Source organism: Pseudomonas tensinigenes (assembly GCF_014268445.2).
In the GTDB taxonomy this organism is placed as follows: domain Bacteria; phylum Pseudomonadota; class Gammaproteobacteria; order Pseudomonadales; family Pseudomonadaceae; genus Aquipseudomonas; species Aquipseudomonas tensinigenes.
On sequence record NZ_CP077089.1, the window covers coordinates 3,837,213 to 3,861,385 of the forward strand.

Here is a 24,173-nt window from a genome sequence, read left to right on the forward strand (position 1 = left end):
TGCCGACAAAGCAGAACTTGCGTTTCTTGATGGTCACTATTACTTCTAGCAATAGTTGCGCGACGTGCAGACTGATACACACTCAATACAAGTAGAAAAAGACCCATGAGGAACCTTCCTTGAGAACGTTTGACCTGATCCGAGACGCCGTTCTGCCCGACTTCCGCGAGCGTGTGGCCGAGTACCTGGTCCAGTACGAAAGCATATTGCTGGACAAAAACCTCACAGACCCGCAGCTAATCATCGACACCGCCAATCAGTTGCGCGGTTACCTGCGCGGGCTCAACACCACGCGCGTGCTGGGCATGGCGTACTGGGAAGAGCTGGATCGTCGAGTCGTCGACACCTGGCTCACGCCCGAGCAATGACCGATCCGCGCAGTGGTTGGGGCGGCGGCGAGCAACCGCGCCCTCCCCGCTGCCAGTGGTCTGCGCGGCAACACGACCTCTGCGAAAAAGCCGCCCGAACGCTTACAATCGCCGGTCTCACTGCCAATCAGACAGGCTCATCCAGAAATGCCGCTCGACCCACCTACGATGCTGACCATTTCCATCGCCCTCGCAGCCGCCGCCGCGCTGTATCTGGCGATCGAGTGGCGCAGCATTCGTGAGCCTTCGCTACTGTTCTGGAGCGCCGGTTTCGCCACCATCACCGTCGGTTCCACCCTGGCCCTGTTGCGCAGCAGCGGTTTTCTGCTGATCGGCATCTGGTTTGCCAACGGGCTGCTGGTGACCGCGCATTTTCTGTTCCTGCTCGGCGTGGCACGCTTTACCCAGATACGGCTGTCGCCGGCCTGGTACCTGATCTTCGTCACCTGGCTGGTCATGCTGTTGCTGCCGGACGGGCCGCTGTGGTCGAAGGTCATGTTGGCGGCCAATTCGCTGCTGGTGGCACTGGCGACGCTCAAGGCCAGCTCACTGCTGCGCCCCCACGGCAAGTCGTTGAGCGTCGGCGCGGTGCAGTTGCGTTACGTTTTGCTCGGTCACGGGATCTTCTATGTGGCCAAAGCCCTGACCGTGGTGATCCCCGGCACGCTGATCGATCTGGCGGCGTTTCGTGGCGAGATCATCCAGATTTCCCTGGTCGAAGGTGCGATGGCGATCATGTTGATCGCCCTGTCGATGACCGGCACCGAACGCTATCGCCGGGAAAAACAGATCGCCCGCCTCGCCGAGCGTGATCCGCTGACCGCCCTGTACAACCGCCGCGCTCTGGAAAAACGCGCACCGCGCCTGCTCGAACAGGTTTCGCCGGAGCATCCCGGCGCCCTGCTGCTGATCGACATCGACAACTTCAAACTGGTCAACGACCAGTACGGCCACACCGCCGGGGATCGTTTGCTGATCGCACTGAGCGAGATGATCCGCTCGGTGCTGCCGCGCAATGCGCTGACGGCGCGTCTGGGCGGTGACGAGTTTGTCATCCTACTCAACAGCACATCAGGCGAGCGCGTCATGGAACTGGGCAATACATTGCGCGAGCAGTTTCTGAGCACCACCTCACAGACATTCCCCACTACCGCGGCCGTGACACTGAGCATCGGCGCCAGCCTGTTCGACAACACGCCCGTCAACCTGACGGCACTGATCGAACAAGGCGACGCGGCACTCTACGAATCGAAACGCGGCGGGCGCAATCGCCTGCGCCTGACCGGACTCACTACGCCAGGATAATAAAAACCATGTCCAGCCTCGATACTCCCCTGCAAGACCTCGCTGCCCCCGAAGGCGTCTGCTACGGCTGCGGCGGCCGCAATCCACACGGCTTGCACGTCAAAAGCCATTGGCATGAAGACGGCGTGCACGTCATTGCCGAACACCTGCCGGAGGCCAAGTACTGCGGCTGGCCGGATCTGGTCTACGGGGGGCTGATCGCCATGCTGGTCGACTGCCATTCCAACTGGGCGGCGATGGCTTACCACTACCGTGCGGAGAACCGCGAACCTGGCAGCCTGCCGCGTATCGACTGTGTCACCGGTAACCTCGGCATCAAGTTCATCAAACCAACACCGATGGGCGTACCGCTGACTCTGCGCGCGAAAGTCGAGGGTGACGTCGGACGCAAGACGCGGGTGATCTGTGAGGTGTTTGCCGGGGATCTGCTGACGGCAGTGGGTGATTCGGTGTTTGTGCGGGTCGATACAGGGCAACTGGCGGATTCGGCGCATGGGCGAAAAAGCCAAAGCCCCTCACCCTAACCCTCTCCCATAGGGAGAGGGGACTGACCGAGTTGTTTGGTTGAAATACGCCGACCTGAGATATCGAGCCGAACTCGGGTTTTGCAAAATCCTCACCTCAGCCCTCTCCTTGGGAAAAGGAGACTGACCGAGGTGGCTGGTTGAAATACGCCGACCTGAGATATCGAGTCGAACTAGGATTTTGAAAAGCTCACAAATCGGCTCCCTCTCCTAGGGGAGAGGGCTGGGCGGGCGGCGTTCCGATGAGGGGTGAATCCACCGCCGAACTCAATGTGAAACCGGCTTAAACCTGCTTCACATTCGCCCGCGCCGTATGCAACTTCTTATAGCTCTCGATCAAGCGCAAATGCCGATCCAGCCCTTCCAGCTTCATGCTGGTCGGCGTCAACCCATAGAACCGCACGCTGCCGTTAACCGAACCAATCGCAGCATCCATACGCTCGTCGCCAAACATGCGGCGGAAGTTGGCTTCGTAGTCTTCCAGTTCCAGATCTTCGTCCAGTTCCATCTCCAACACCACGTTGACTGCTTGATAGAACAAGCCGCGCTCAACGGTGTTGTCGTTGTACTGCAGGAAGGCTTCGACCAGATCCTTGGCTTGCTCGTACTTCTGCAGCGCGAGGCAGATCAGCAAGCGCAATTCCAGAATGGTCAACTTGCCCCACGGCGTGTTGTCGTCGAACTCGATGCCGATCAGCGTGGTGATCTCGGTGTAATCGTCCTGTTCGCTGTTTTCCAGGCCTTGGGCGAGGTTGCGCAGGCCGACTTTGCTCAGGTTGTGCAGGTTGAGGATGTCGGCGCGGAATTGCAGGGCTTTGTTGGTGTTGTCCCAGATCAGGTCTTCGACCGGGTAGATCTCCGAGTAGTCCGGCACCAGAATGCGGCAGGCCTTGGCACCGATGTGCTCGTAGACCGCCATGTAGACTTCCTTGCCCATGTCTTCAAGGATGCCGAACAGCGTCGCGGCTTCTTCGGCGTTGGAGTTTTCGCCCTGGCCTGAGAAGTCCCACTCGACGAATTCGAAGTCTGGCTTGGCGCTGAAGAAGCGCCACGACACCACGCCGCTGGAGTCGATAAAGTGCTCGACAAAGTTATTCGGCTCGGTGACCGCCTGACCGGAGAACGTCGGCTGCGGCAAGTCGTTGAGGCCTTCGAAACTGCGACCCTGCAACAGCTCGGTGAGGCTGCGTTCCAGCGCCACTTCCAGGCTCGGATGCGCGCCGAACGAGGCAAACACGCCGCCGGTGCGTGGGTTCATCAGGGTCACGCACATCACCGGGAATTCACCGCCCAGCGACGCATCCTTGACCAGCACCGGGAAGCCCTGCTCTTCCAGGCCTTTGATGCCAGCGAGGATGCTCGGGTACTTCTCCAACACTTCTTGCGGCACGTCCGGCAGGGCCATTTCGCCTTCGAGGATTTCGCGTTTGACTGCGCGCTCGAAGATCTCCGACAGGCACTGCACCTGCGCTTCGGCGAGCGTGTTGCCGGCGCTCATGCCGTTGCTCAGGTAAAGGTTTTCGATCAGGTTGGACGGGAAGTACACCACTTCATTGTCCGACTGGCGCACAAACGGCAGCGAGCAGATGCCACGCTGGGTGTTGCCGGAGTTGGTGTCGAACAGGTTCGAGCCACGCAACTCGCCGTCACGGTTGTAAATCTTCCGGGTGTATTCGTCGAGGATCTCGCTCGGCAACTCGTCTTTCGGGCCCGGCTTGAACCATTGCTCGTCCGGATAGTGGACGAACTCGGCGTTGGCGATCTCTTCGCCCCAGAACTGGTCGTTGTAGAAGAAATTGCAGTTCAGGCGCTCGATGAACTCGCCCAATGCCGAGGCCAGTGCGCCCTCTTTGGTCGCGCCCTTGCCGTTGGTGAAGCACATTGGCGAATGCGCATCGCGGATGTGCAGCGACCAGACGTTGGGCACGATGTTGCGCCACGAGGCGATTTCAATCTTCATGCCCAGATCGGCGAGAATGCCCGACATGTTGGCGATGGTCTGCTCCAGCGGCAGGTCCTTGCCGGCGATGAAGGTGCCTGCGTCGGAACCGGCCACCGGCATCAACAGCGCCTGAGCATCGGCGTCGAGGTTTTCGACTTCTTCAATGATGAATTCCGGGCCGGTCTGCACGACCTTCTTCACCGTGCAGCGATCGATGGAACGCAGGATGCCCAGGCGATCTTTCTCAGAGATGTCCGCCGGCAACTCGACCTGGATCTTGAAGATCTGGTTGTAGCGGTTTTCCGGGTCGACGATGTTGTTCTGCGACAGGCGAATGTTTTCCGTCGGGATATTGCGCGTGTCGCAGTACAACTTCACAAAGTACGCCGCACACAACGCCGACGATGCCAGAAAATAGTCGAACGGCCCCGGTGCCGAGCCATCGCCCTTGTAGCGGATGGGCTGATCGGCGATCACCGTGAAGTCGTCGAACTTGGCTTCAAGTCGAAGGTTGTCGAGAAAGTTGACCTTGATTTCCATGCGGGATTACCAGAATACGGCTAAACGAATGGCCGCCATTATCCGGTTTTTGCGCGGGAAGTCTTGCCCTTTCGGGATTGGCCGCTGATCGGCGTCCTGCTCTTGGGAAGACAAATCGCGCGGGGTTCACTACGCTTTCAGAGCAGTCGCCGAGAACAATCTGAACATTGCGCCCGCGCCGTGGTTCTAGATTCAGAAGACAGCGGATCAAGGACGAGCACATGGACCTTTCCAGCTATGCAGCCCCGCTTCCACCGCGCCAGAGCGCCGTCACCCGCCGCCTGGCCTTCGCGGTCGGAGCGCTGTTTGTCAGCGGCGTGATTGCGGCGGCGGTCGCTTTGCTGGGTATCGCCGAGCGCCTGGACAGCGAAGAGATCAACAAAACCCGCTTTTACTCGGCTCGCGCGCTGGAAAACCGCATCACTGCCTCGAAAAACTACATCACCAGCTACGCCTACTGGACCACCGCCTATGAGCATTTGAGTGGTCAGGTCGACACCGACTGGGCGTACACCGAGCAGAACCTCGGCAAAACCCTGTTCACCAGTGACGGCTATGACGGCGTGTTCGTCCTCAACCGCCAAGGCACCCGTTACGCGGTAGTGCGCGGGCAAATGGTCGATGCCGAGCTGTCCGCGTTCGTTCAAGTCAGCGCCACGCAGTTACTCGATCAAGTGTTGGGCCAAGGTGATCTGACCAAGCCGGTCAGCCGCTATTCACTGTTCGAAGGCTGGCCGGCGCTGGTGTCGGCGGCAGCGATCATTCCCAACGATGAGCGGCCCCTGGGCGATCCGCAGACCTCTTCGGTGCTGGTCTTCGTCGACAAACTCACGCCGACCAAATTGCGTCTGATTGGCAGCGGTTACGGCTTGAACAACCTGACCCTGGCGCCGGACGAGACGATCGACCCGCAGCGCCCTCGGGTGCCGCTGGACAGCACCGGTTACAGCCTGGTCGCTGATCTGGAACGGCCCGGGCAACATTTATTGTGGTCATTGCTGCCGCCACTCGGCGCGACGATTGTGGTGCTGATGCTGCTGACCGCGTACTTCTTCCGTCACGCCTTGCGATCATCGCAGTACGTCGACCAGAGTTTTGCCGTCATGCAAACCTCAAATCAAGCACTGGAAAACGCCAACCGGGAGCTGGAAGCCAGCGAAGAACGCTTTCGCGCGGTGGCCGAAGCGGCTTCGGACTGGATCTGGGAAGTCGATCGCGACCTGGCGCTGACGTACCTGTCGGCGCGCTTCAGCGAAGTGACCGGTTACCCGCAAACCCTGTGGCTGGGGCAAGACATCGGCCAGTTGCTGTTTTGCGACACCACGCCACTGGAACTGTGGCTGAAGAAACTCACCGAAGAAAACAGCGCCAGCGATTTACGCTGCACCTACCGTGACCACGCCGGCCAGCAACGCCACTGTCGACTGTCCGCCCGGCCGATCTTCGCCAAATACGCGGTCATCGGCTATCGCGGCACCGCCAGCGACATTACCGACGAAGTCGCCGCCCATGCGCAGATCCAGCATTTGTCGATGCACGACGCCCTCACCGGCCTGCCCAATCGCAACAAACTCGCGCGTTATCTGGATGAAGCGCTGCTGCTCAAGGAACACGCGCCGCCACTGTCGTTGCTGATGATCGACCTCGATAACTTCAAACCGATCAACGATTCACTTGGCCATCCGGCCGGTGATGCCGTATTGCAGGAAGTCGCTGTGCGCCTGCGTGAATGCACCCGCGAGCATGACATCGTCGCGCGACTGGGCGGCGACGAATTCATCGTGGTGCTCAACGGCATGGACAGTCCGCACGAAATCGACAAATTCTGCACCCGTCTGATCGGCAGCCTGCATCAACCGGTGGTCTTCGAGCATCATCCGCTGCATATCGGCGCCAGCATCGGCATCGCGCTCAGCCGACGCCACGGGTATGTGCCCAGCGATCTGATCCGTTATGCCGACATCGCTCTGTATCAGGCCAAATCCGAGGGCAAGAACACTTGGTGTTATTTCGAAGCGCACATGAGCGATCAGATCCAGACGCGCCGGCAGATGGAGGATGACTTGCGTCACGCGCTCAAACACAACGAATTCATCCTGCACTATCAGCCGCGCTACAAGGTCGATGGCAAGCACATCGTTTCGGTCGAAGCGCTGGTGCGCTGGCAACACCCGACCAAGGGCTTGCTGGGTCCGGACTTGTTCATTCCCTTGGCAGAGCAGACCGACCTGATCGTCCCGCTCGGTCGCTGGGTGCTGCGCGAAGCCTGCGAAACCGCGCTGGGCTGGCCGGAGGATATTCTGCTCTCGGTCAATCTGTCGCCGGCGCAGTTTGCCGTCAGCGATGTGGTCGAGGATGTTCGCGAAGTGCTGGTGCAAACCCGCTTCCCGGCCAGTCGCCTGGAGCTGGAGATTACCGAGAACGTAATGCTCAATGATACCGACGGCGCCCTGACCACGATGAATGCCCTGAAAGAACTCGGCGTGCGCCTGAACATGGACGACTTCGGCACCGGGTACTCTTCGCTCGGCTACCTGCGCGCCTATCCGTTCGACGGGATCAAGATCGACAAGCGCTTCATTGCCTCTATCAGCAGCGGCACCAATGATCGCGCGGTGGTGCAGGCGATCATCGGCCTGGGCAAAGCCATGGGCCTGACCGTGACCGCCGAAGGCGTCGAGACCGAAGAGCAGCTGGATATTCTCGGGGTCGATCAATGTAACGAAGTGCAGGGTTACTTCATGAGCCGGCCGATCGACAAAGCAGCCTTTGCGCGGTTGCTACAAGATTCCAGAAGCGCCACCCTGAAAGCGAAAAAGGGTCGCGTGACTTGAGCGATTCAACCGTTGATTCGACTCGAGTCAGCGGTAAACACGTTGCCCGCATCACGCACCAACTGCCGCCACTCGGCGCTGGTGATCAGCCCTTGCTCTTCCATTTCATCGGCAGCCTTGAGCAGTTCGTCGTACTGTTGTTCCGGGTCCAGGCGCATCTGCGTTTGCGTCGCCAGTTTTCGCCATGCTGCCAGTTTTTCTTGTTTTTCTTGTTTGCGCTGATTGAACATCGGGGGTGATCTCGTGGGGGACTTCCTTGATAGAAAGACACGAGATCGCAGTGGTTCAGCACAATCGACGGATGGACTGCTTGCTTCTAAAGGACTTGCCGATCAGCAATCATGGATACACCACTGAACCTTGTAGGAGTGAGCCTGCTCGCGATAGCGGATTGCCTGTGGCGGATGTGTTGGCTGGCACACCGCTATCGCGAGCAGGCTCACTCCTACAGGGATTGGGGCGGTTTGTCAGAACTTCTCGGCCACGCGCCGGTATGGATAATCCGGATCCCGGTATTTGCCCGGTTTCTGCCGTTTGGGCAATTCGACCTTCTCGCGTTTCACATCCTCATAAGGAATGCTACTGAGCACATCGGTGATGATGTTCAGCCGTGCACGGCGCTTGTCGTTGGAATCGGCCACCCGCCACGGCGCGTGTTCGGTGTCGGTGTACTTGAACATGTCATCCCGTGCCCGTGAGTAGTCGTACCAGCGACTGTAGGACTTAAGATCCATCGGTGTCAGTTTCCAGGTCTTGCGTCCGTCGTTGATGCGCGCCTCAAGCCGGCGGGTCTGCTCTTCGGGACTGACTTCCAGCCAATACTTGAGCAGGATCACCCCGGACTGGACGATGGCGTGTTCGACCCACGGAACGGACTTGAGAAACTTGTCAGCCTGCTCGTCCGTACAGAAGCCCATCACCCGTTCGACGCCAGCGCGGTTGTACCAACTGCGGTCGAAGATCACCACTTCACCGCCCGCTGGCAGATAAGGCAAATAACGCTGCACATACATCTGGCTTTTCTCGCGATCGGTCGGCGCCGGCAGCGCCACCACGCGGAAGACACGCGGGCTGACGCGTTCGGTCAGTGCCTTGATCGTGCCACCCTTGCCGGCGCCATCACGCCCTTCGAAGACAATGCAGACCTTGACGCCCTTGGCGATCACCCACTCCTGCAACTTGACCAGTTCGACGTGCAGCTTGCGCAACTGCTCAAGGTAATCCTTGTTTTTCAACTTGGGACTTTCAGGCGCCTTGGCGGCGTTCTTTTTGTCTTTTGCCATGACCTTGGCCCTCTCCAATAAATGCAGAAACAGACTGTTGATTGACGGGATGCACCAGACACGTGAGGTTAGTTCATGCCGTGCTGTTTGCCATTGCCGGGCAAAAAGCCAAATTGCCATGTGTTTCGTTCGTTCTTTGTTACGTCGCACTGTTCATTGCCCTGCCCTTGTCTGCCTGGAGTTTTCTCGATGCCCGCGTCCAAATCACTGCCCGCCGCCCTGCTCGGCTTGGCCCTCGCCTGCCCGGCAATGGCCGAGACTCAAGGTCTGGAATTGGGGCAAGTGCTGATTTCGGCCGACGAGCAAAGCGTTTCAGACGCGAGCGTCGAAGAAGCCAAAACCCGCCTCGAACAGGTGCCCGGCGGCACCAACGTGGTCGACATGCGTCAGCCATTGCAGGGCCGGGTGGCGAGCAATCAGGATGTGCTGGCTTATCAGCCCGGGGTTTATGCGCAGTCGGCGGGCAACGAAGGCGTGAAGATCTCGGTGCGCGGCTCGGGCATCAACCGCGCGCCGGGCGCGCATGCGTCGGGGCTGTATACGATGCTCGACGGCCTGCCTCTGACTGGCCCGGGCGGCACGCCGTATGAATTGCTCGAACCGCTGTGGGTCGATCACGTTGAAGTACTACGCGGCGCCAACGGCTTTGATCGCGGTTCGCTGGCCTTGGGCGGCGCCATCGACTACGTCAGCCACACCGGTTACACCGCGCCGAAACTGCAGGTGCGCTACGCCACCGGCAGCCACGGCTATCAGCAGCGCCAGGTCAGTTCCGGGCAAGTGCTCGGCGATTTCGATTACTACGTGTCGCTCACCGATTCCAACGCCGACGGCTATCAGGATCACACCGCCAGCGAGAGCAAAGGCCTGATCGCCAACTTCGGCTATCGTTTCAACCCGAACCTGGAAACCCGCTTCTATATCCGCTACCGCGAAACCGACAACGACCTCGCCGGCCGAGTGACCAAGCATTCGATCGAACACTCGCCTCGGGCGGCGAATCCATCCTATGTGGCGCGCGATGACAGCCGCAAACAGCCGGGCAGCACGTTCATCGGCAACAAGACCACCTATTACATCGACGACGATTCGAGCATCCAGACCGGCCTCGTTTACCACGACTACCCGATGGACCTGCGTGAAGGCCCGAACCGCTTGAAGGTCGCCTACACCGACGTCAGCGGCACCTTCGATTACAAACGCCGCGATACGATTTTCGGCATGGAAAGCCGCAGCAATGTCGGCTTGCGCGTGACCAAACATTTGCCCAACGACGGCGCCAGCGAGTTCGTGCGCATCCCCACCGGCAACACCGCCAGCTACGTGCCGGGCACGCGCATGCGCAACTTCACCTATCAGGGTTCCGACACCGTTCTGCACTTTGGCAACGATCTGGAAATCGCCGACGACCTCTGGCTGACTACCGGCCTCGCCGCCATCTACACCCGCCGCGAAAGCGCTGTGACCTACCCACAGAGCGGCGGCAAAACCAGCATGAACGACTGGGACTACGCACCGCGCCTTGGCCTGCGCTACCAGATCACCCCGGATCTGCAGGTGTTCGGCAACCTCAGCCGCTCGGTTGAGGCGCCGCATCCGTGGTCGTTGATTTACAGCTCCAACGTGCGTTTCCCGGCGGGCAACGGAGCTGCGACCGGTACGCAGAAAGACCCGATCAAACTGCAGAACCAGACCGCGACCACACTGGAACTGGGCGGCCGTGGCGACAGCGCCGTCGGCGAATGGAGCCTGGCGTGGTACTACGCGCAAGTACGGCATGAATTGTTGTCGGTGTTGCCGGATCCCAACGCTGTCACACCGTATGAGCTCAACGCCAGCCCGACCGTGCACCAAGGCATCGAAGCGAGCCTCAACAGCAAACTCTGGTCGGCCGCCGATGGCCGTCAGTTGAGCTTGCGTCAGGCGTATACCTTCAGCGATTTCCACTATCGCGATGATGATCGTTTTGGTGACAACCGCTTGCCGGGGTTGCCGATGCATTACTACCAGGGCGAATTGCGTTACGACTGGCCGCTGGGTTTCTTTGCGGCGGTGAATACGCAACTGGTGTCCAAAGTTGCGGTGGATTACGCCAACAGTTACTACGCCGATCCTTACGCACTGTTCGGCGCGACGCTGGGGTACAACGCGCCGAAGGGTGACTGGCAGGGTTGGGTGGATATGCGCAATTTGACCAACAAGCACTACGCGGCGACGGTCACGCCGGGGTATGACGACAAAGGCCTGGATGCCGCACGGTCGACGCCGGGTGAAGGGATGGGGGTTTATGTCGGGGTTTCGTGGAGTCTGCTCTGATACCTAACCCTGTGGGAGCCAGCCTGCTGGCGATGGCGGTGTGTCTGTTGCGAAGAAGCTAACTGACCCACCACCATCGCTTGCAGGCAAGCTCCCACAGTGATTTGCGCTGCACCCGAATTTTATGATCTATACACAAACCGGTGGCAACAGGTTTGCCCGCGAAGATCTTAGCCGAACACGCGTCGATGTACCTGTTCTATGCCCTGTTTCAGAACGAGTCACGGATGAACACCATGGATACCCAACCAGAAAACCTGCTGGAAAAAAGCCTCAAACTGGCCGCCGACGAACCGGCACATCGTCCCGAGTTTTTCAACACCCTGTTGAATTCGAACGTTTACATTCTCGGCACCGCCGGAGAGGCAGACGGCCACGTCAATCTCCAAGCCGGCAGCAACATCAGCATCGCCCATTGGCAAAAACCGGACGGCACACCGGTCATCCCGTTTTTCTCGTCACTGCAAACACTGCAACAGTCCATCGACAGCGAGCAGTCCTACCTCGAGATACCCGCCCGATCGTTGTTCGAAATCACACTGGGCGCCCTGCTCTGTCTGAATCCGAAGTCGCCGTACGGCAAAGAGTTTTTCCCGCAAGAGGTGCACAATTTGCTCGCCGATGCCGTTGGCCAGACCGCCACGCAACGCACGGTCGAGAAAGAAACCAAGGTGTTGCTCGGCCAGCCCACCGAATACCCATCCCAAATGGTCCACTCGCTCGCGCAATTGCTCGCCAAGCATTCCAATGTGAAGCGCGCGTTTCTCGCATTGATGCATGACACCTCGCAGGGTGAAAAACCGCACTTGATCGTGGGTATCGAGGCGGACGGCGATATTGACCGTGTTATGCGTGAGGCGGGGAATGTTGCCGGAGATACCGCGCCGCAGGGAGAGCCGGTTGATTTGTGCCGGGTGTCCCCAGGTGAAGCCGGCCTGAGTGATTACTTTCTCAGGGAAACCACGCCCTTCTATGAGCGCAAGTGGGGCAATAAACTGCGTTCTTTCCTGGGGTTTGGTAAAGCGTGATTGAACATGCACCAAAACCCAACCCTCTCCAATGCCCACCGAGTCAGGAAATGAATGAACTTCACCGATGAAATGGCGGCCGCTTTTCCTGCGGGCAATCCGATGCCCGCACGCCTTCGCCAAGCACTTGAGTTGTTGGAAGAACATGGTTGCGTGCGCAGTCACCGCGATGGCACACGCTATATGACGCTGCATCCGGACCCTGCACACAGCGATGTGGCGACAACCGTTTTTTACCTGCCAGTACCTGCCGACACCGCCCGCTGGACTAACAGCGATGATCCTGACGTAAACCAGCGCCTGACCCTATTCCTCAGAACCGGTGGGGACGGCTCGTGGGCCGGGCTGTGGCTGGACGACAGCGGGCAACAGCGATTCGTCCATCTGGGATCAGGATCCGGGTCAACGATGCTTTGCGTCCTGACCGACACGACTGAAGACTTGTTGAGGCTGCTGGCTATCGGTTACGACGAGCTCTGCTGGCCGGAGCAGTTTCAACTGACACCGGATCAAGTACGCGAAGAAGAATACGCCGAAGACGATTACCCTCCTCCGCCTCTTCTGTTGCGAGGCCACGTCGAGCGAACGCTCGGGCTGAGCATACCGGCGCGAGCAGCGGATCTGGTCCGCGGTACAGAGTGCATGGATGTGAGCGAATCGAACGACCCCTTCTGGAACTGGCTCAAGCAGGTCAGTCGGCATTAATGGCGACACTGTTCGATCACTTCCACTCCAAACCAGTACTCGCCCCTCCCAAGGAAGGCATGTTGTGAATGACGTTAAACCCGACAATCGAAACACCCTGAATCGCGCTTGGCCGCTGTTTTTGCTGCTGGCATCGACAGCTCTGCTTAACACGGGCTGCTCCCATCCTCCGCCGCCGATCGAACGCGACCCCTGCCTGGATGAAGGCCCAAGCCACAGTGCCGCTTACGATGACTGCGTGGTTGACCGTAATGACGAACGCGCTGCTGCACTCAATGCCATTCTTGGCAATGGCCCAGATCTTTACCCGCAAATGCGCCTCGCCGAGCCGGGCGAGGACACTTTTCAGGCGTCCGACTATCCGGACATCCCCAGCCCCATGAGTTACCGGACTGCTCGCTCAATTTCCGCGACGGAGCAGCAGGCGCTGCTGTTCAAGATGAGAGTCCGCTGGAATTACACCTCCAGGAAACTCCTGCCGCGACCTCGTGATCTTGTACGCATGAATGAGATGGAGGCCCTTTTACTGTCGGCCGCGGCGGATGACGGGCTCGCGAAGTGGGTGTGCACGGTCACTGGAGAACACCGTCGGGAGTGGATCTTCTACGCCCGAAGTGACACTGATTTCATGAACCGGATGCAGGCGCTGCTGGCACCGAGCGGACCTTATCCTGTCGAATGGAGCGGTCGTAAAGAGCCTGCGCGCAATGCCGAGAGGGCCAATAGTGCCGACCCGTCCGGAGAAATCCGCATTACCCCGAAACGGTGTTTGGAGTGAGAGACAGGGACACTTGTGGCGCTCTCTGCACTTACAGATCATTCAAGGAAAAATGCTCATGAGCATGAAAAAAATTATGCTGGCTGTATTGGCCGCAGCGGCGCTGGCGGGTTGTGGGGGTAACAAGGACAAGGCGCAGGCGTTCGTCGAGTCCAGTGGCATGACCAAGCAATACACCAGCATGGTCGAGACCGCGTCCAGCGGTTATGCCTCCCGCTACCCGATGCTCGAACACGAGCAAATTCGCAACGTCGTGCGAGAGAACATCGATCCTGACGACCTGAAGGGCATGGTCGTGGAAATCTATGCCAATCACTTCAACAACGAGGAGCTTGACCTGCTGACTCGCGCCAACCAGCATCCCGAGCAGGCGATGACGATCATCCTGAGTTCGAAAAAGGGCCGCGATCTGGCCGAAAAATTCATGGCCGTCCAGAGCACCCTCGCTAAAGATATGCGAGATGCAATGGCCGACAGCGATGAGGCAATCATCGATGCGCTGGATGATTTGAAGGATCAAGCGCAGGGCTAAAACGGCGCCATGAGCGCTCGCCTCTTCGCGGGCTTGCCCGCGAAGTCGGAAACTCATTCAGCCTTACAACCAATGAAGTGTCGCTGAAAGAAAGGCGCGTGCCCCTCACCCGCGCTTCGGCAGCTTCCAGTTCGGCCGAATGAAATGGCAGGTGTAGCCATTCGGAATGCGCTCAAGGTAATCCTGATGCTCCGGCTCCGCTTCCCAGAACGGCCCCGCCGGTTCGATTTCAGTCACCACGCGGCCCGGCCACAGTTTTGAGGCGTCGACATCGGCAGCCGTGTCTTCAGCGACATCGCGCTGTTCTTCGCTGAGGTAGTAAATCGCCGAGCGATAGCTGCGACCGAGATCATTGCCCTGACGGTTTGGCGTGCTCGGGTCGTGGATCTGGAAGAAAAACTCGAGGATCTGTCGATAGCTGATCACCGCCGGATCGAAGGTGATTTCGATGGCTTCGGCGTGATCGCCATGGTTGCGATAAGTGGCGTTCGGCACATCGCCGCCGCTGTAACCGACGCGGGTCTGCAACACACCGGGATAACGCCGCAGCAGATCCTGCATGCCCCAGAAGCAGCCGCCAGCGAGGATGGCGGTTTCGGTTTGAGTGGTCATGGCGTGTCGTTCCTCTTCGGGGTGTTGGATATAGCGATGGTTATGAGGGCGGGTTGGCGGATTCCAAGGGGCTGAGCCAATAGAACTACTGACGCGCTGAAACCTGATTGGCTTCCTCGAGCAAAGAACCCGTAATCCTTCGGCCGCTGTAATCACTGACAAAGTAATTGATTCGGTTAGCCAGATGCTGAATCGATAACCAGCCCAAACCGTGGTAGTCACGCATTTCCTCGGCGTTGAGCTTGATCATGGACTGGTACCCCAAAAAAGACGCTTCACATTCAACGAGGATGTAGACAGAACCATCTGCGACCTTGAAAAGTCGCCAGTAGCTGTCGTTGGTGTGATATGCCGCGGGGGTGAGTCGAACCAGTTCCATGATTGAATTCCGTGGGCTTTCTTTTGGTTTCGAGACCATAACATGGCTGCAAAGCCACGGTTTTAGATGAGACGCTTCTGGCCGGTTGCCGACGTCGACGACATTCAGATTCAGGTCAAAAGCGCTAAGCGTGCCATGGTCGCCCTCGAGGCTCACGCAGTGCGCGCATCCGGGCATCAGTGCCCGGCAACCGCAACCGCTCCAGCAACACGCGGCCCCGATCTGAACCCATGCACCCGCGCGCCGAAGGCAATGGCAAACCCTACGCTCACCAGCACCACCATGGCCCAGGGAAACGAGGCAACGCCCCAGCGGTCGAGCAACACCCCGCCGACCACCCCGCTGCCGGCAATCGCGCTGTTCCACGCCACCACATTCAACGACAGCGCGACATCGGCGCCGTCACCAGCAGCATCCGCCAGTGCCGTCTGCAACAAAGTCGCCGCGCCGCCAAAACTCAATCCCCACACCGACACGCCGATGTAAATCACCTGCGGCACATGCCCCATAAATCCCAGCACCACGCAAACACCAGCGAAGGTAGCGAGGCTCACCAACACCGTTTTGCGCAACAGCGGCTCAACCAGTTTCGCGGTCAGCCAGATCCCCGCCAGCGCGGCGATGCCGAACACCAGCAACACCAGATCCACGCGATCGGCCAACCCCGCCGGCGCCACGAACGGCGCAATGTAGGTGTAGAGAATGTTGTGCGCCAGCATCCAGCTGATCACCACCGCCAGCACCGGTCGGACGCCCGGCGTCGTCAGCACATCGCGCAGCGACAGGCGCTGATGCGCAGGCTGTGGTGGATAGTCGGGGACTTTCACCAGCACCCATACGATCAAAATCAAAGTCAGCCCGGACATAATGCCGAACGTCGTACGCCAACCGACCAGCCCTCCCAGCCATGTGCCGAGCGGCACCCCCAAAGACAAGGCAATCGGCGTACCGACCATGGCCAGCGCCAACGCCTTGCCCTGTTGATCCGGCTCGACCATGCGCCGCGCATAACCAGCCAACAGACTCCACGCCAACCCTGCCGCCACCCCCGCAAAGAAACGCGCCACCAGCGTCACGCCATAATGCGACGACAGCGCCGTGATTGAGTTGAACAGCAGAAAACCAACGATGGTCAGCAGCAACACATTGCGTCGACGCCAGCCACGAGTGGCAATGGTCATCGGGATCACCGCCAGCACCGAGCCCAGCGCGTACGCGGTGACCATTTGCCCGGCCATGGAAGGCGAAATCGCCAGACCATCACTGATCAGCGGCAACAGCCCGGCGGGCAGGGTTTCGGTGACGATGCAGATAAAACCGGTCATAGCCAGCGCCAGCAAGGCGCCGATGGGCAGGCTTTTCGGCGCTGCCGATAGAGTCATTGAGGGTGTCACAGGAAACTCCTTGAGTTTGGAAATTCAGACTTGCGTACCGATCGATATAAAATACTGGCGGCAGCCGAGGCACGTTGTCAACGACTTATGTATCGACTAGTATCCAAATCACTTTCCGAGGAGTCTTTGCTATGGCCAGAACCGGCCGCCCCCGCGCATTCAATCGCGACAACGCCGTCGACCAGGCCATGCAATTGTTCTGGCAACACGGCTACGACTCGACATCCCTCGCCCTGTTGAAGGCTGAACTGGGCGGCGGCATTTCCGCGCCGAGCTTCTACGCCGCGTTCGGCTCCAAAGAAGCCCTGTTCGACGAATGCGTGCAGCGTTACCTGGCGACCTTCGCCCAAGTCACCGAATGCCTATGGGACGAAACCCTGCCGCCACGCCAAGCCATCGAAACCGCACTGCGCCAGTCAGCACGCATGCAGTGCGACGACGGCCACCCGAAAGGCTGCATGGTCACCCTTGGCGTCATGAGCGCACCCAGCCCGGAAAACGCCCACGTCGCTCAAGCACTCACCCACTCCCGCGCCCGAACCCGCGCCGGGATTGTGGCGTGTGTCGAACGTGGTGTGAGTGAAGGACTGTTAGCGGACGACACGAACGCCGCCGCCATGGCGACGGTGTTCGACAGTTTCCTGCAGGGGATTTCCATCCTTGCTCGGGATGACACGCCGATTGAGAGTATTGATGCGGCGATTACGCAGGTGATGCGGACGTGGGATGTAGCGGCGGTGAGTCAGCCTTCATTGGATTTTCAGTGACTGAAAGGCTCGCGTAGCTAAAAAACCGGGCGGCTACGCGGCCGCCTCAACATAACTCGACTCCCCGCCACCCTCGGCCCCCGACAACCAACCCCACACAAACCGCAACGTCGTCCGCCCCGCCTCATCAACCCCCACCACGCCCCGCGACCAACCCGCGCGAATCTCGCCATCCGTGGTGATGCACTGATAAAGCAGCTCGATACTGTCCGGCCCGGTCACCCGCCCGACCTGGTTGCCCATGCGAATATGCCCACCCGCATAAGTCCCCCAAACCGCCGCGCCTTCGACGAAGTATTCAAACACCGTGCGTGCATCGGACAAGCCCTGAGCGTTATTCGCCACGGAAAACCGACGGTTGTGCAAACGCTCGATGACTTGCGAAAAAGCAGATTCCATAAACCACACATCCTTAGTCGAGAAGATCCATTCCAGCCTGCGGGCATCCTAATCCATTACTTCCGCGCAGCAAGGCTCTACAGCCGTTTTCTGCCAACCCAACCGCACAGCCACGTTTGACGGTCCTACCCGCCCCACCTAGTCTGCCCAAACACCCTGACAGCCAAAACCGAGTTCACGAGAGGCAAGATGAGCAACTTCCCAATCGTCGCCACCGTCCTCTCAATGATCCTCGGGCTCTCCGTCACCCGCCTGCTGCTCGGCGCATTAACGGTGTTCCGCATCCGCCGCGTAGCCAAGCCAGATTGGGTGGCACTGGTCTGGGCGGTGATGCTGTTTACCATGCAGCTGCAATTCTGGTGGGCCGTCAACGCACTGTCGGCGGTGAAACAGACCTTCTCGTTTCTCGAATTTCTACTGTTGGTGATGCTGACACTGTCGCTGTTCGTCACGGCGGCGTTGCTGCTGCCGAGCCGCAGTGAGGATGAGCAGAACGGATTGCGCGTGTATTTCGAACAGGATGGGCGCTATGCATTGCTGTCGCTGTCCACGTATCTGTGCCTGGGGCTGATCGTGAATGTCACGCTGTTTGAGGCATCGCCGGTGGCGCTTTGGGGTTTGCTGGATGTGATCATGATTGTGTTGCCGATTGGCGCGTTTGTGGCTCGGTCGCGTACAGCGTATGCGGGGATTACGCTGATTTATGTGCCTATTAATGTGATCGACATGCTGATTTCGCTGGCGAATTAACTCCCACCTGTAGCGAGAGGACTTGCCCCCGATGGATCGCGAAACGGCTCTCGCTCATCCACTCTCCGAAGACATCGCAAAACAGCTCTAACTGCCCTGTTGAAGCAATTCCTGGACTTTGTTTAAAGACACCCCAAGTTACGTCATCCCAACCTACAACGCCTTGCGCCGTTGCCTACGACTACGCCAGAATCCGCCGGCTTGTGCGCCTCGGATGCGGGTTCTATTGTGGGTCGGTCACTGAACAGCAGTGATCGGGTTTGGTAGCCCGACTTTCCCAGGCGCATTGCGCACCTTTCGCAGAGATCGTTTTTTTGATCTCCGCTTTATGGTGGCCATGCGTAGGGCGTCCTCGGACGCGCCGGGCTCCTGGGCCGGTCTACCAACCTGTGCATGGCCGCCACCCCTCGTTTGGTAGCGAAGTGTGATGGCTCCTTAATCGTTTCCCAGGAGTTTCATCTATGTTCAAAATTACGCCGAATCCGCCAGAAATCGATCCGATTGCGGGCGACGAATCCCCAGACGCCAAGAAATTCAACGAAGCCGTCGACCGCGCCCTCTCCCATTACCTCGGCCCTGCCCCGGAAATCATGCTCACCCCGTACCAAACCAACAAGATGTTCATCGCCAACCCGAACACCAAGACTGAGGAATTGCTGGTGAATGCCAGTGAATCACTCGGCTCGGCATCGGTGATGCTTGGGGATGTGATCGGGCTGGTGCAGGGACCGGCACGCAAGACGCTGCAAGGCATTGCGCAGGTGGTAATGCTTGGGGAGTTGGCGGTGAATCGGGCGTTGGATAACGTAGTGCCGACGGAATAACGAAAAAACCTCCATGACGGTTGGGATACCGTCATGGAGGTTGATCAGACATGCCGACCAAGACTGAAAGTAAATCCGTCCCCTTTTTGTCCCATCTTTTTACAACCATGGCAGACATTCAAATAAGTGCTAGAGTTCTAAAGGAATTTTTACGCTGCGTTCCTGTGAGATTTAAGCCCTCAAACCAATATCAATATTGCGCATCGAAAATATAAATTAAAATAATCTCCAAAGAAAATTAGACATGTCGGAAGAACTGGGAAGTGAAGCACATAAAACCCGACCTGACTTAGATCCCGAAGCCCACTCCAAAGCAGAGAAAGTAAAACAAGATTTAAACTCCATCATACATCTAATTGAAAATAACGACCCTACTTTAAAAACCAAGAAAATCAAAAAGAAATTACATCACCTTATAGAAACATGTATCGCTCACGGCATCCTAAAAGAAGACACGCCAAAAAAAGCCATTGAATTATTAGCGTTTGACATAGACGTAGATGCAGTACTACAACACTTAACTCAAGACATGAGAGATGATTGGTTTTTTGATGTCCTCCAGCACAGAGACTTAATTGAAAACAAAAAACAGCTGCATGAAAACCTTCAGAGTCTAATACTAGATGGCAACGGAAAATATCAAGGCGCAATTAGAACCGTGTACGACATTCCCAAAAAAAGCATTGGGTTAAGATATTCTCTAGAAACAGACTTTTACGATCGTTTTATTTACCAGGCCATCTGCTCATTTCTGATCCCATATTATGACCCATTATTGTCACATAGAGTGCTTGGACATAGATACAACAAGAACAGATCATCCGAGCGCTACATATTTAAAAGCCGCATCGATCTTTGGACCACTTTCGAAGGAGTGACCAAAACCTCTCTTCAAAACAATCAGACCCTACTAGTAACAGACCTCATAAATTATTTCGAAAACATATCAATTGACTCAATAAGATCAGCCTTTGAAGAGAGCATAGACAAAATCGCAGCAACCGGGCCAAAAAAACTAATGATACGAAATGCAATAAATACACTCTGCGAACTCTTAAGTCGCTGGGGATTTAATGAAAAACATGGCCTGCCACAGAATCGAGATGCATCATCATTTATTGCGAATGTTGTCCTGAACTCTGTTGACCAAACCATGGTTTCTCTTAAATACGATTACTACAGATACGTTGACGACATTAGAATCATATGCAGCTCACCACAAGCAGCCAAAATTGCGCTGACTGAATTAATCAATCAACTCCGAAAAATCGGAATGAATATCAACTCTGCAAAAACCAATATCCTAACCAGCAATAGCGCTACTGAAGAAATCAGTGAAAGCTTTCCCACTTCAGACGACCGCAGCCAAACAATTGACAGTATGTGGCGATCCAGAAGTAGAAGAGTTATAGCTAGATCTGCAAAATATATTCACCAGTTACTCCGAGAATGCATTAATGAAAAACAGTCTCAATCAAGACAGTTTCGCTTCGCCATAAATCGGCTCATTCAGCTTACAGAAGCCAACTTATTTGATATACACACAGACATAGCAGTAGAGCTTAAGCAATTATTAATTAAAACCTTAGAGGACCACGCAGCATCTACAGACCAGTACTGCCGCATATTATGGGCATTAAAGCCGTCTTCAGATGAACTTGAAACAATATCCGCCTACCTTCAAGATCATGATCGCTCTATTTATTCTTGGCAGAATTTTCACTTATGGCTATTGCTTGCAAGAGCAAAATTCAAAAACAATGAAATTATAGGCTTCGCCAGAAAAAAACTTACCGAAAACTTACTTCACTCCGAATGCTCCGCCATATTTATCTACTTACGCTGCACCAATGAGACGGATCATCTTCGTCCATTAATTCAAGAGTTCAGCAATGACTGGCCTTTCTATCATCAGAGAAATTTCCTTCTCGCCATAAACGAGTTCGACAAAGAAGATGTCGCCGAGTTGCTACCAAAGATTGGCACAAAACTTATGTGGACTGGCTTACGCGCGAAGCCTTACTTTGAGAATGGAATACCTTTACTTGACAGAGAGCCGGCCAGCGCTTTAAGCATTTACGAGGAAATAAGTCCTTATGAATAACAATAAAAAAGCACTACTTTTCATTCACGACTACACTGAACAGGGCAATGATTTATTTTATTTATGGGACGGAGCTCAGATTGGAGAGGTGACAGCCGAAAAACTTGTCACGGATGATGCAGAGATCATTTGTCATGACTATTGGTTAATAGCACCAGCGATATATAGAACAACCCAGCAACTACCAAAAATCATTACCGACGTTGAAGAACTCCGAATCTCGACATCTGGCAAAAAGACCGATAGAGAACTAAAAGAAAAAACTGACATTGCACAGTCGTTAAAGGCGCGGGTTGATGCGGACACGATCAAAAAATATCTTGCCATTTTCCACCGAAAATCTGCGGTAGATGACAGCATTCTCACTACAATAGGCCAAGCTTTGCTAGAACTATCAGAGGAGATAGAAATATTAGCAAAGAAACTTGACGAATGGGATCGCTTCATCAAGATAGAACGACCAATAACAGAGCAATTAATACAATCAGCAGCTAAAGGCATTGCAATAAACGAAGAAAAACTTCGCTTACACAAGAAAAATATTGAATTTGATTATTACATGACACTGAAGTCCTTCTCATCAAAATACAATGTGCCGTTAGAAATACCGTCAGACGCTGAAATCATTAACTATCTTGAACCAAAAGGGTATGATTTTTCCGGAGTAAACGTTGACTACGTTTTAAAATTCGTACCGATGCAGGACGACTTCGCCATAGATCTTTTAAAGCTCATGAAAATTGCAAAATCGAGAAAGGTACTCAACCTGATCCCTTTAAGTCAAAGAAGGATATATCCTATAACAGATGTTTTCGGCTCAGTCACCTCTCGCATATACTTCAAAGACCCTTCATTACAAAATCTAGCTAAACAGCACAGAAATATACTAGCGCCGGATAAAGGAAAATTATTTTCCTACGTCGACTTTGATCAGTATGAAGCTGGGATAATGGGCATATTATCTGGTGACAGCGAAATCCTGAGACTTTATGCCAGCGGCGACCTTTACGAAACCGTTGCAGAGGAAGTTTTTGGTAATAAAACCAATCGGAAGGAGGCGAAAAGGCTATTTCTCTCATACGCTTACGGAATGCGAAAACAAAGCCTTTATGATGCAGCATCAAACTACGGTGCAAATAGACAGGCAGCAAAAGATTTTTTTAACAAATTCTCTGTTTTCGAGAAATGGAAAGTCGCTATACATTCGGAATTTCAACAACAAGGCTATGTCAAAACCTCCTTAGGAAACCATATGCAACGTGAAATAATCGGACCTTTATCTGAACAAGAAAAGAGATCTTCCGTGAGTCAAATAGTACAAGGCACCGCATCTCTCATATTCAAAAAAACACTTTTAAACCTGAGGAGCGAAACCAACGTTCAAATCAAAGTACCAATGCATGACGCCGTACTTTTCCAACATGATGAAAAATTCAACGCTGAGACGGTCGCGCAAATATTCTCCTCTACCATGACCGAGCATTTCGAGGGAAAAATTCAAGGAAAAGCATCAATTAGTGAGTTTTTTGAGAATTAACGTTCGACAATATTAGTAGACAGACACTTTGAGCCTTGGTGTTTGTGTCTGTTTAAGGTGCCTTATATGCGTATTATGATGAGGATCACTTAGGCAAGCATCTGCTCCAACCATGCCTTTCCTAATTTTAAGTCCGCATCGACTGACTAGGGATCGTCGGCGCTAGTGGGCAAGCTGCCTCTTGAGCAGGAGTTGACCACCACCGTCACCGATCCGGCCGACCTCGACCCCGCATGCAAGTCGACTCACAGGAATTAGTGGCTTTGTCGAACGCCAATGAGCCTTCACCTCTTCGTCTTAAACAACTTACTCACGTAATACCTCAAACTCCACCGATCCTTCGGCCGCGGCTTATAGTGCGTTTTATTCCTCTGCCCCGGCTCCCCACCCACCCCACTCGCCGTGTAGTAATAAAGCGCAATCGACCGCCGAGTGATGTGCTCCGGCGTAGTCAACGGCTCCGGATGCCCGTGATTGCTGTCCTTATCCGTATTGAAAATCACACACCGGTTATAAATCGGCAGCACCTTCTTCAGGCAATTCTTCATCCCCACATCCCAAAGCTCCAGGTTGCCGCCGTACGCCTCCTGCCAGTCCTCGGTCAGGTAAATGATCACGTTCAGTCGTCGTTCAACGTTGAGCTTTTTGTTCAGCCGAAAATCCGAGTGCACGCCGAGGAAGCCGCCGGTTTTGGTTTCGTGCAGGCCACCACCTGCGAAGTAGGGATCAGGAATCAGCCCTTGAATACCGGTGAGTTTTTCGAGGAATTCCAGCATGGGTGCGGAGTTGAAGGTGTTGAAGACGTTCTTCAGGTACGGGCTGCAGGCGTTGGGGCTGATCTGGCGTTTGAGTTGGCCTTTGTAGCCGCGCTCGTAGATTTGTTCGTTGTTGGTCGGTTCGACCGGGAAGTGTTCGCGGATGCTGGCGATGACGTCTGCTTGCAGGAAGTTGTCGATGACGATGTGCGGGAATGGTGTGGCTTGGGTGTATTCGTGGGTCAGCAATTCGCCGAAAGCGCTGGCGGCGTTTTGGTCGAAGTCGAGTTCGGGGGTCAGGGTGATGGGGAGTGTTTGTATGTTGGCTTGCATTGCCGCTCCGATGATCTTTATGGCTTTCAGGGCTGGTCAAACAGGGCTTGGCGCGGTGCCTCTGTTTGTTCGCTGAGTCGAGTGGCGAGCAGGTTGCCATGTTGGCAATGGCCTGCCGAGTGTCCTTTGCTTAAACGTGGCGCTGCGGTGTTACGGCATGTTTC

The 24,173-nt window shown here is 55.8% G+C and carries 22 protein-coding genes; 14 read left to right on the forward strand and 8 right to left on the reverse strand.

Going from position 1 to position 24,173, the window contains the following annotated elements; translation table 11 throughout:
- Positions 1-119: 119 nt before the first annotated feature.
- The 3 genes from HU718_RS16965 to HU718_RS16975 all read left to right on the forward strand — a co-directional run bounded on the left by HU718_RS16965 (position 120) and on the right by HU718_RS16975 (position 2,197).
- Positions 120-368 (forward strand): hypothetical protein, encoded by a 249-nt coding sequence (locus HU718_RS16965; protein ID WP_150708491.1) that lies wholly within the window; start codon positions 120-122, stop codon positions 366-368.
- A gap of 147 nt (positions 369-515) precedes the next feature.
- On the forward strand, positions 516-1,673 hold the full coding sequence (locus tag HU718_RS16970; RefSeq protein WP_150729019.1) for a GGDEF domain-containing protein: 1,158 nt from the start codon (positions 516-518) through the stop codon (positions 1,671-1,673).
- An 8-nt stretch (positions 1,674-1,681) separates the two neighbouring features.
- A complete protein-coding gene (locus tag HU718_RS16975) occupies positions 1,682-2,197 on the forward strand; it encodes a PaaI family thioesterase (RefSeq protein ID WP_150729020.1) in 516 nt (171 codons plus the stop codon).
- A 283-nt stretch (positions 2,198-2,480) separates the two neighbouring features.
- On the opposite strand, the gene HU718_RS16980 is transcribed toward HU718_RS16975, so the two are convergent.
- Positions 2,481-4,679, reverse strand: coding sequence for an OsmC domain/YcaO domain-containing protein (locus HU718_RS16980; RefSeq protein ID WP_186616065.1), 2,199 nt, complete (start codon positions 4,677-4,679; stop codon positions 2,481-2,483).
- Between the two features lie 221 nt (positions 4,680-4,900).
- Here HU718_RS16980 and HU718_RS16985 point away from each other — a divergent pair, with 221 nt between their 5' ends.
- Positions 4,901-7,513, forward strand: a complete 2,613-nt coding sequence (locus HU718_RS16985; protein ID WP_186616066.1) for a bifunctional diguanylate cyclase/phosphodiesterase — start codon at positions 4,901-4,903, stop codon at positions 7,511-7,513.
- A gap of 5 nt (positions 7,514-7,518) precedes the next feature.
- Here the strand turns inward: HU718_RS16985 and HU718_RS16990 are convergent, their stop codons facing one another.
- Both HU718_RS16990 and ppk2 read right to left on the reverse strand, forming a co-directional pair.
- On the reverse strand, positions 7,519-7,743 hold the full coding sequence (locus HU718_RS16990; RefSeq protein WP_186616067.1) for a hypothetical protein: 225 nt from the start codon (positions 7,741-7,743) through the stop codon (positions 7,519-7,521).
- A gap of 237 nt (positions 7,744-7,980) precedes the next feature.
- Positions 7,981-8,796, reverse strand: a complete 816-nt coding sequence (gene ppk2, locus HU718_RS16995) for a polyphosphate kinase 2 (RefSeq protein WP_186616068.1) — start codon at positions 8,794-8,796, stop codon at positions 7,981-7,983.
- A gap of 189 nt (positions 8,797-8,985) precedes the next feature.
- On the opposite strand from ppk2, the gene HU718_RS17000 reads away from it, so the two are divergent.
- The 5 genes from HU718_RS17000 to HU718_RS17020 all read left to right on the forward strand — a co-directional run bounded on the left by HU718_RS17000 (position 8,986) and on the right by HU718_RS17020 (position 14,155).
- Positions 8,986-11,112, forward strand: a complete 2,127-nt coding sequence (locus HU718_RS17000) for a TonB-dependent receptor family protein (protein WP_186616069.1) — start codon at positions 8,986-8,988, stop codon at positions 11,110-11,112.
- Between the two features lie 236 nt (positions 11,113-11,348).
- A complete protein-coding gene (gene sseB, locus HU718_RS17005; RefSeq protein WP_225936802.1) occupies positions 11,349-12,140 on the forward strand; it encodes an enhanced serine sensitivity protein SseB in 792 nt (263 codons plus the stop codon).
- 54 nt (positions 12,141-12,194) lie between these two features.
- Entirely contained in the window at positions 12,195-12,845 is a 651-nt protein-coding gene (locus tag HU718_RS17010) for a hypothetical protein (protein WP_016987903.1), read from the forward strand.
- Between the two features lie 64 nt (positions 12,846-12,909).
- Complete coding sequence (locus HU718_RS17015) at positions 12,910-13,623, forward strand: DUF695 domain-containing protein (RefSeq protein WP_225936803.1); 714 nt, start codon at positions 12,910-12,912, stop codon at positions 13,621-13,623.
- 58 nt (positions 13,624-13,681) lie between these two features.
- On the forward strand, positions 13,682-14,155 hold the full coding sequence (locus HU718_RS17020) for a DUF2059 domain-containing protein (RefSeq protein WP_186616070.1): 474 nt from the start codon (positions 13,682-13,684) through the stop codon (positions 14,153-14,155).
- Between the two features lie 105 nt (positions 14,156-14,260).
- On the opposite strand, the gene msrA is transcribed toward HU718_RS17020, so the two are convergent.
- The 3 genes from msrA to HU718_RS17035 form a co-directional block, all read right to left on the reverse strand.
- On the reverse strand, positions 14,261-14,767 hold the full coding sequence (msrA, locus tag HU718_RS17025) for a peptide-methionine (S)-S-oxide reductase MsrA (RefSeq protein ID WP_186616071.1): 507 nt from the start codon (positions 14,765-14,767) through the stop codon (positions 14,261-14,263).
- Positions 14,768-14,852: 85 nt separating this feature from the next.
- Positions 14,853-15,146 carry a hypothetical protein gene (locus HU718_RS17030; protein ID WP_186616072.1) on the reverse strand — a complete coding sequence of 98 codons (294 nt, stop codon included), beginning with the start codon at positions 15,144-15,146 and terminating at the stop codon, positions 14,853-14,855.
- Positions 15,147-15,322: 176 nt separating this feature from the next.
- Positions 15,323-16,540 (reverse strand): MFS transporter, encoded by a 1,218-nt coding sequence (locus HU718_RS17035; RefSeq protein WP_186616073.1) that lies wholly within the window; start codon positions 16,538-16,540, stop codon positions 15,323-15,325.
- Between the two features lie 131 nt (positions 16,541-16,671).
- Here HU718_RS17035 and HU718_RS17040 point away from each other — a divergent pair, with 131 nt between their 5' ends.
- Positions 16,672-17,307 (forward strand): TetR/AcrR family transcriptional regulator, encoded by a 636-nt coding sequence (locus HU718_RS17040; protein ID WP_186616074.1) that lies wholly within the window; start codon positions 16,672-16,674, stop codon positions 17,305-17,307.
- 33 nt (positions 17,308-17,340) lie between these two features.
- On the opposite strand, the gene HU718_RS17045 is transcribed toward HU718_RS17040, so the two are convergent.
- On the reverse strand, positions 17,341-17,706 hold the full coding sequence (locus tag HU718_RS17045) for an avidin-fold protein (protein WP_186616075.1): 366 nt from the start codon (positions 17,704-17,706) through the stop codon (positions 17,341-17,343).
- 189 nt (positions 17,707-17,895) lie between these two features.
- Between HU718_RS17045 and HU718_RS17050 the strand changes: the two genes are divergently transcribed.
- The 4 genes from HU718_RS17050 (at position 17,896) to HU718_RS17065 (ending at position 22,921) form a co-directional block, all read left to right on the forward strand.
- Positions 17,896-18,456, forward strand: coding sequence for a hypothetical protein (locus HU718_RS17050; RefSeq protein ID WP_186616076.1), 561 nt, complete (start codon positions 17,896-17,898; stop codon positions 18,454-18,456).
- Between the two features lie 461 nt (positions 18,457-18,917).
- Positions 18,918-19,280 carry a DUF6124 family protein gene (locus HU718_RS17055; RefSeq protein ID WP_186616077.1) on the forward strand — a complete coding sequence of 121 codons (363 nt, stop codon included), beginning with the start codon at positions 18,918-18,920 and terminating at the stop codon, positions 19,278-19,280.
- A gap of 244 nt (positions 19,281-19,524) precedes the next feature.
- The gene (locus HU718_RS17060) at positions 19,525-21,384 is read left to right on the forward strand and encodes an RNA-directed DNA polymerase (RefSeq protein WP_186616078.1); all 1,860 of its coding nucleotides are present in this window, start codon (positions 19,525-19,527) and stop codon (positions 21,382-21,384) included.
- Complete coding sequence (locus HU718_RS17065; RefSeq protein WP_186616079.1) at positions 21,377-22,921, forward strand: DNA polymerase; 1,545 nt, start codon at positions 21,377-21,379, stop codon at positions 22,919-22,921. The genes HU718_RS17060 and HU718_RS17065 overlap by 8 nt, the downstream gene beginning before the upstream one ends.
- A gap of 284 nt (positions 22,922-23,205) precedes the next feature.
- Here the strand turns inward: HU718_RS17065 and HU718_RS17070 are convergent, their stop codons facing one another.
- Positions 23,206-24,009 (reverse strand): 2OG-Fe(II) oxygenase, encoded by an 804-nt coding sequence (locus HU718_RS17070; RefSeq protein ID WP_186616080.1) that lies wholly within the window; start codon positions 24,007-24,009, stop codon positions 23,206-23,208.
- Positions 24,010-24,173 lie beyond the last annotated feature (164 nt).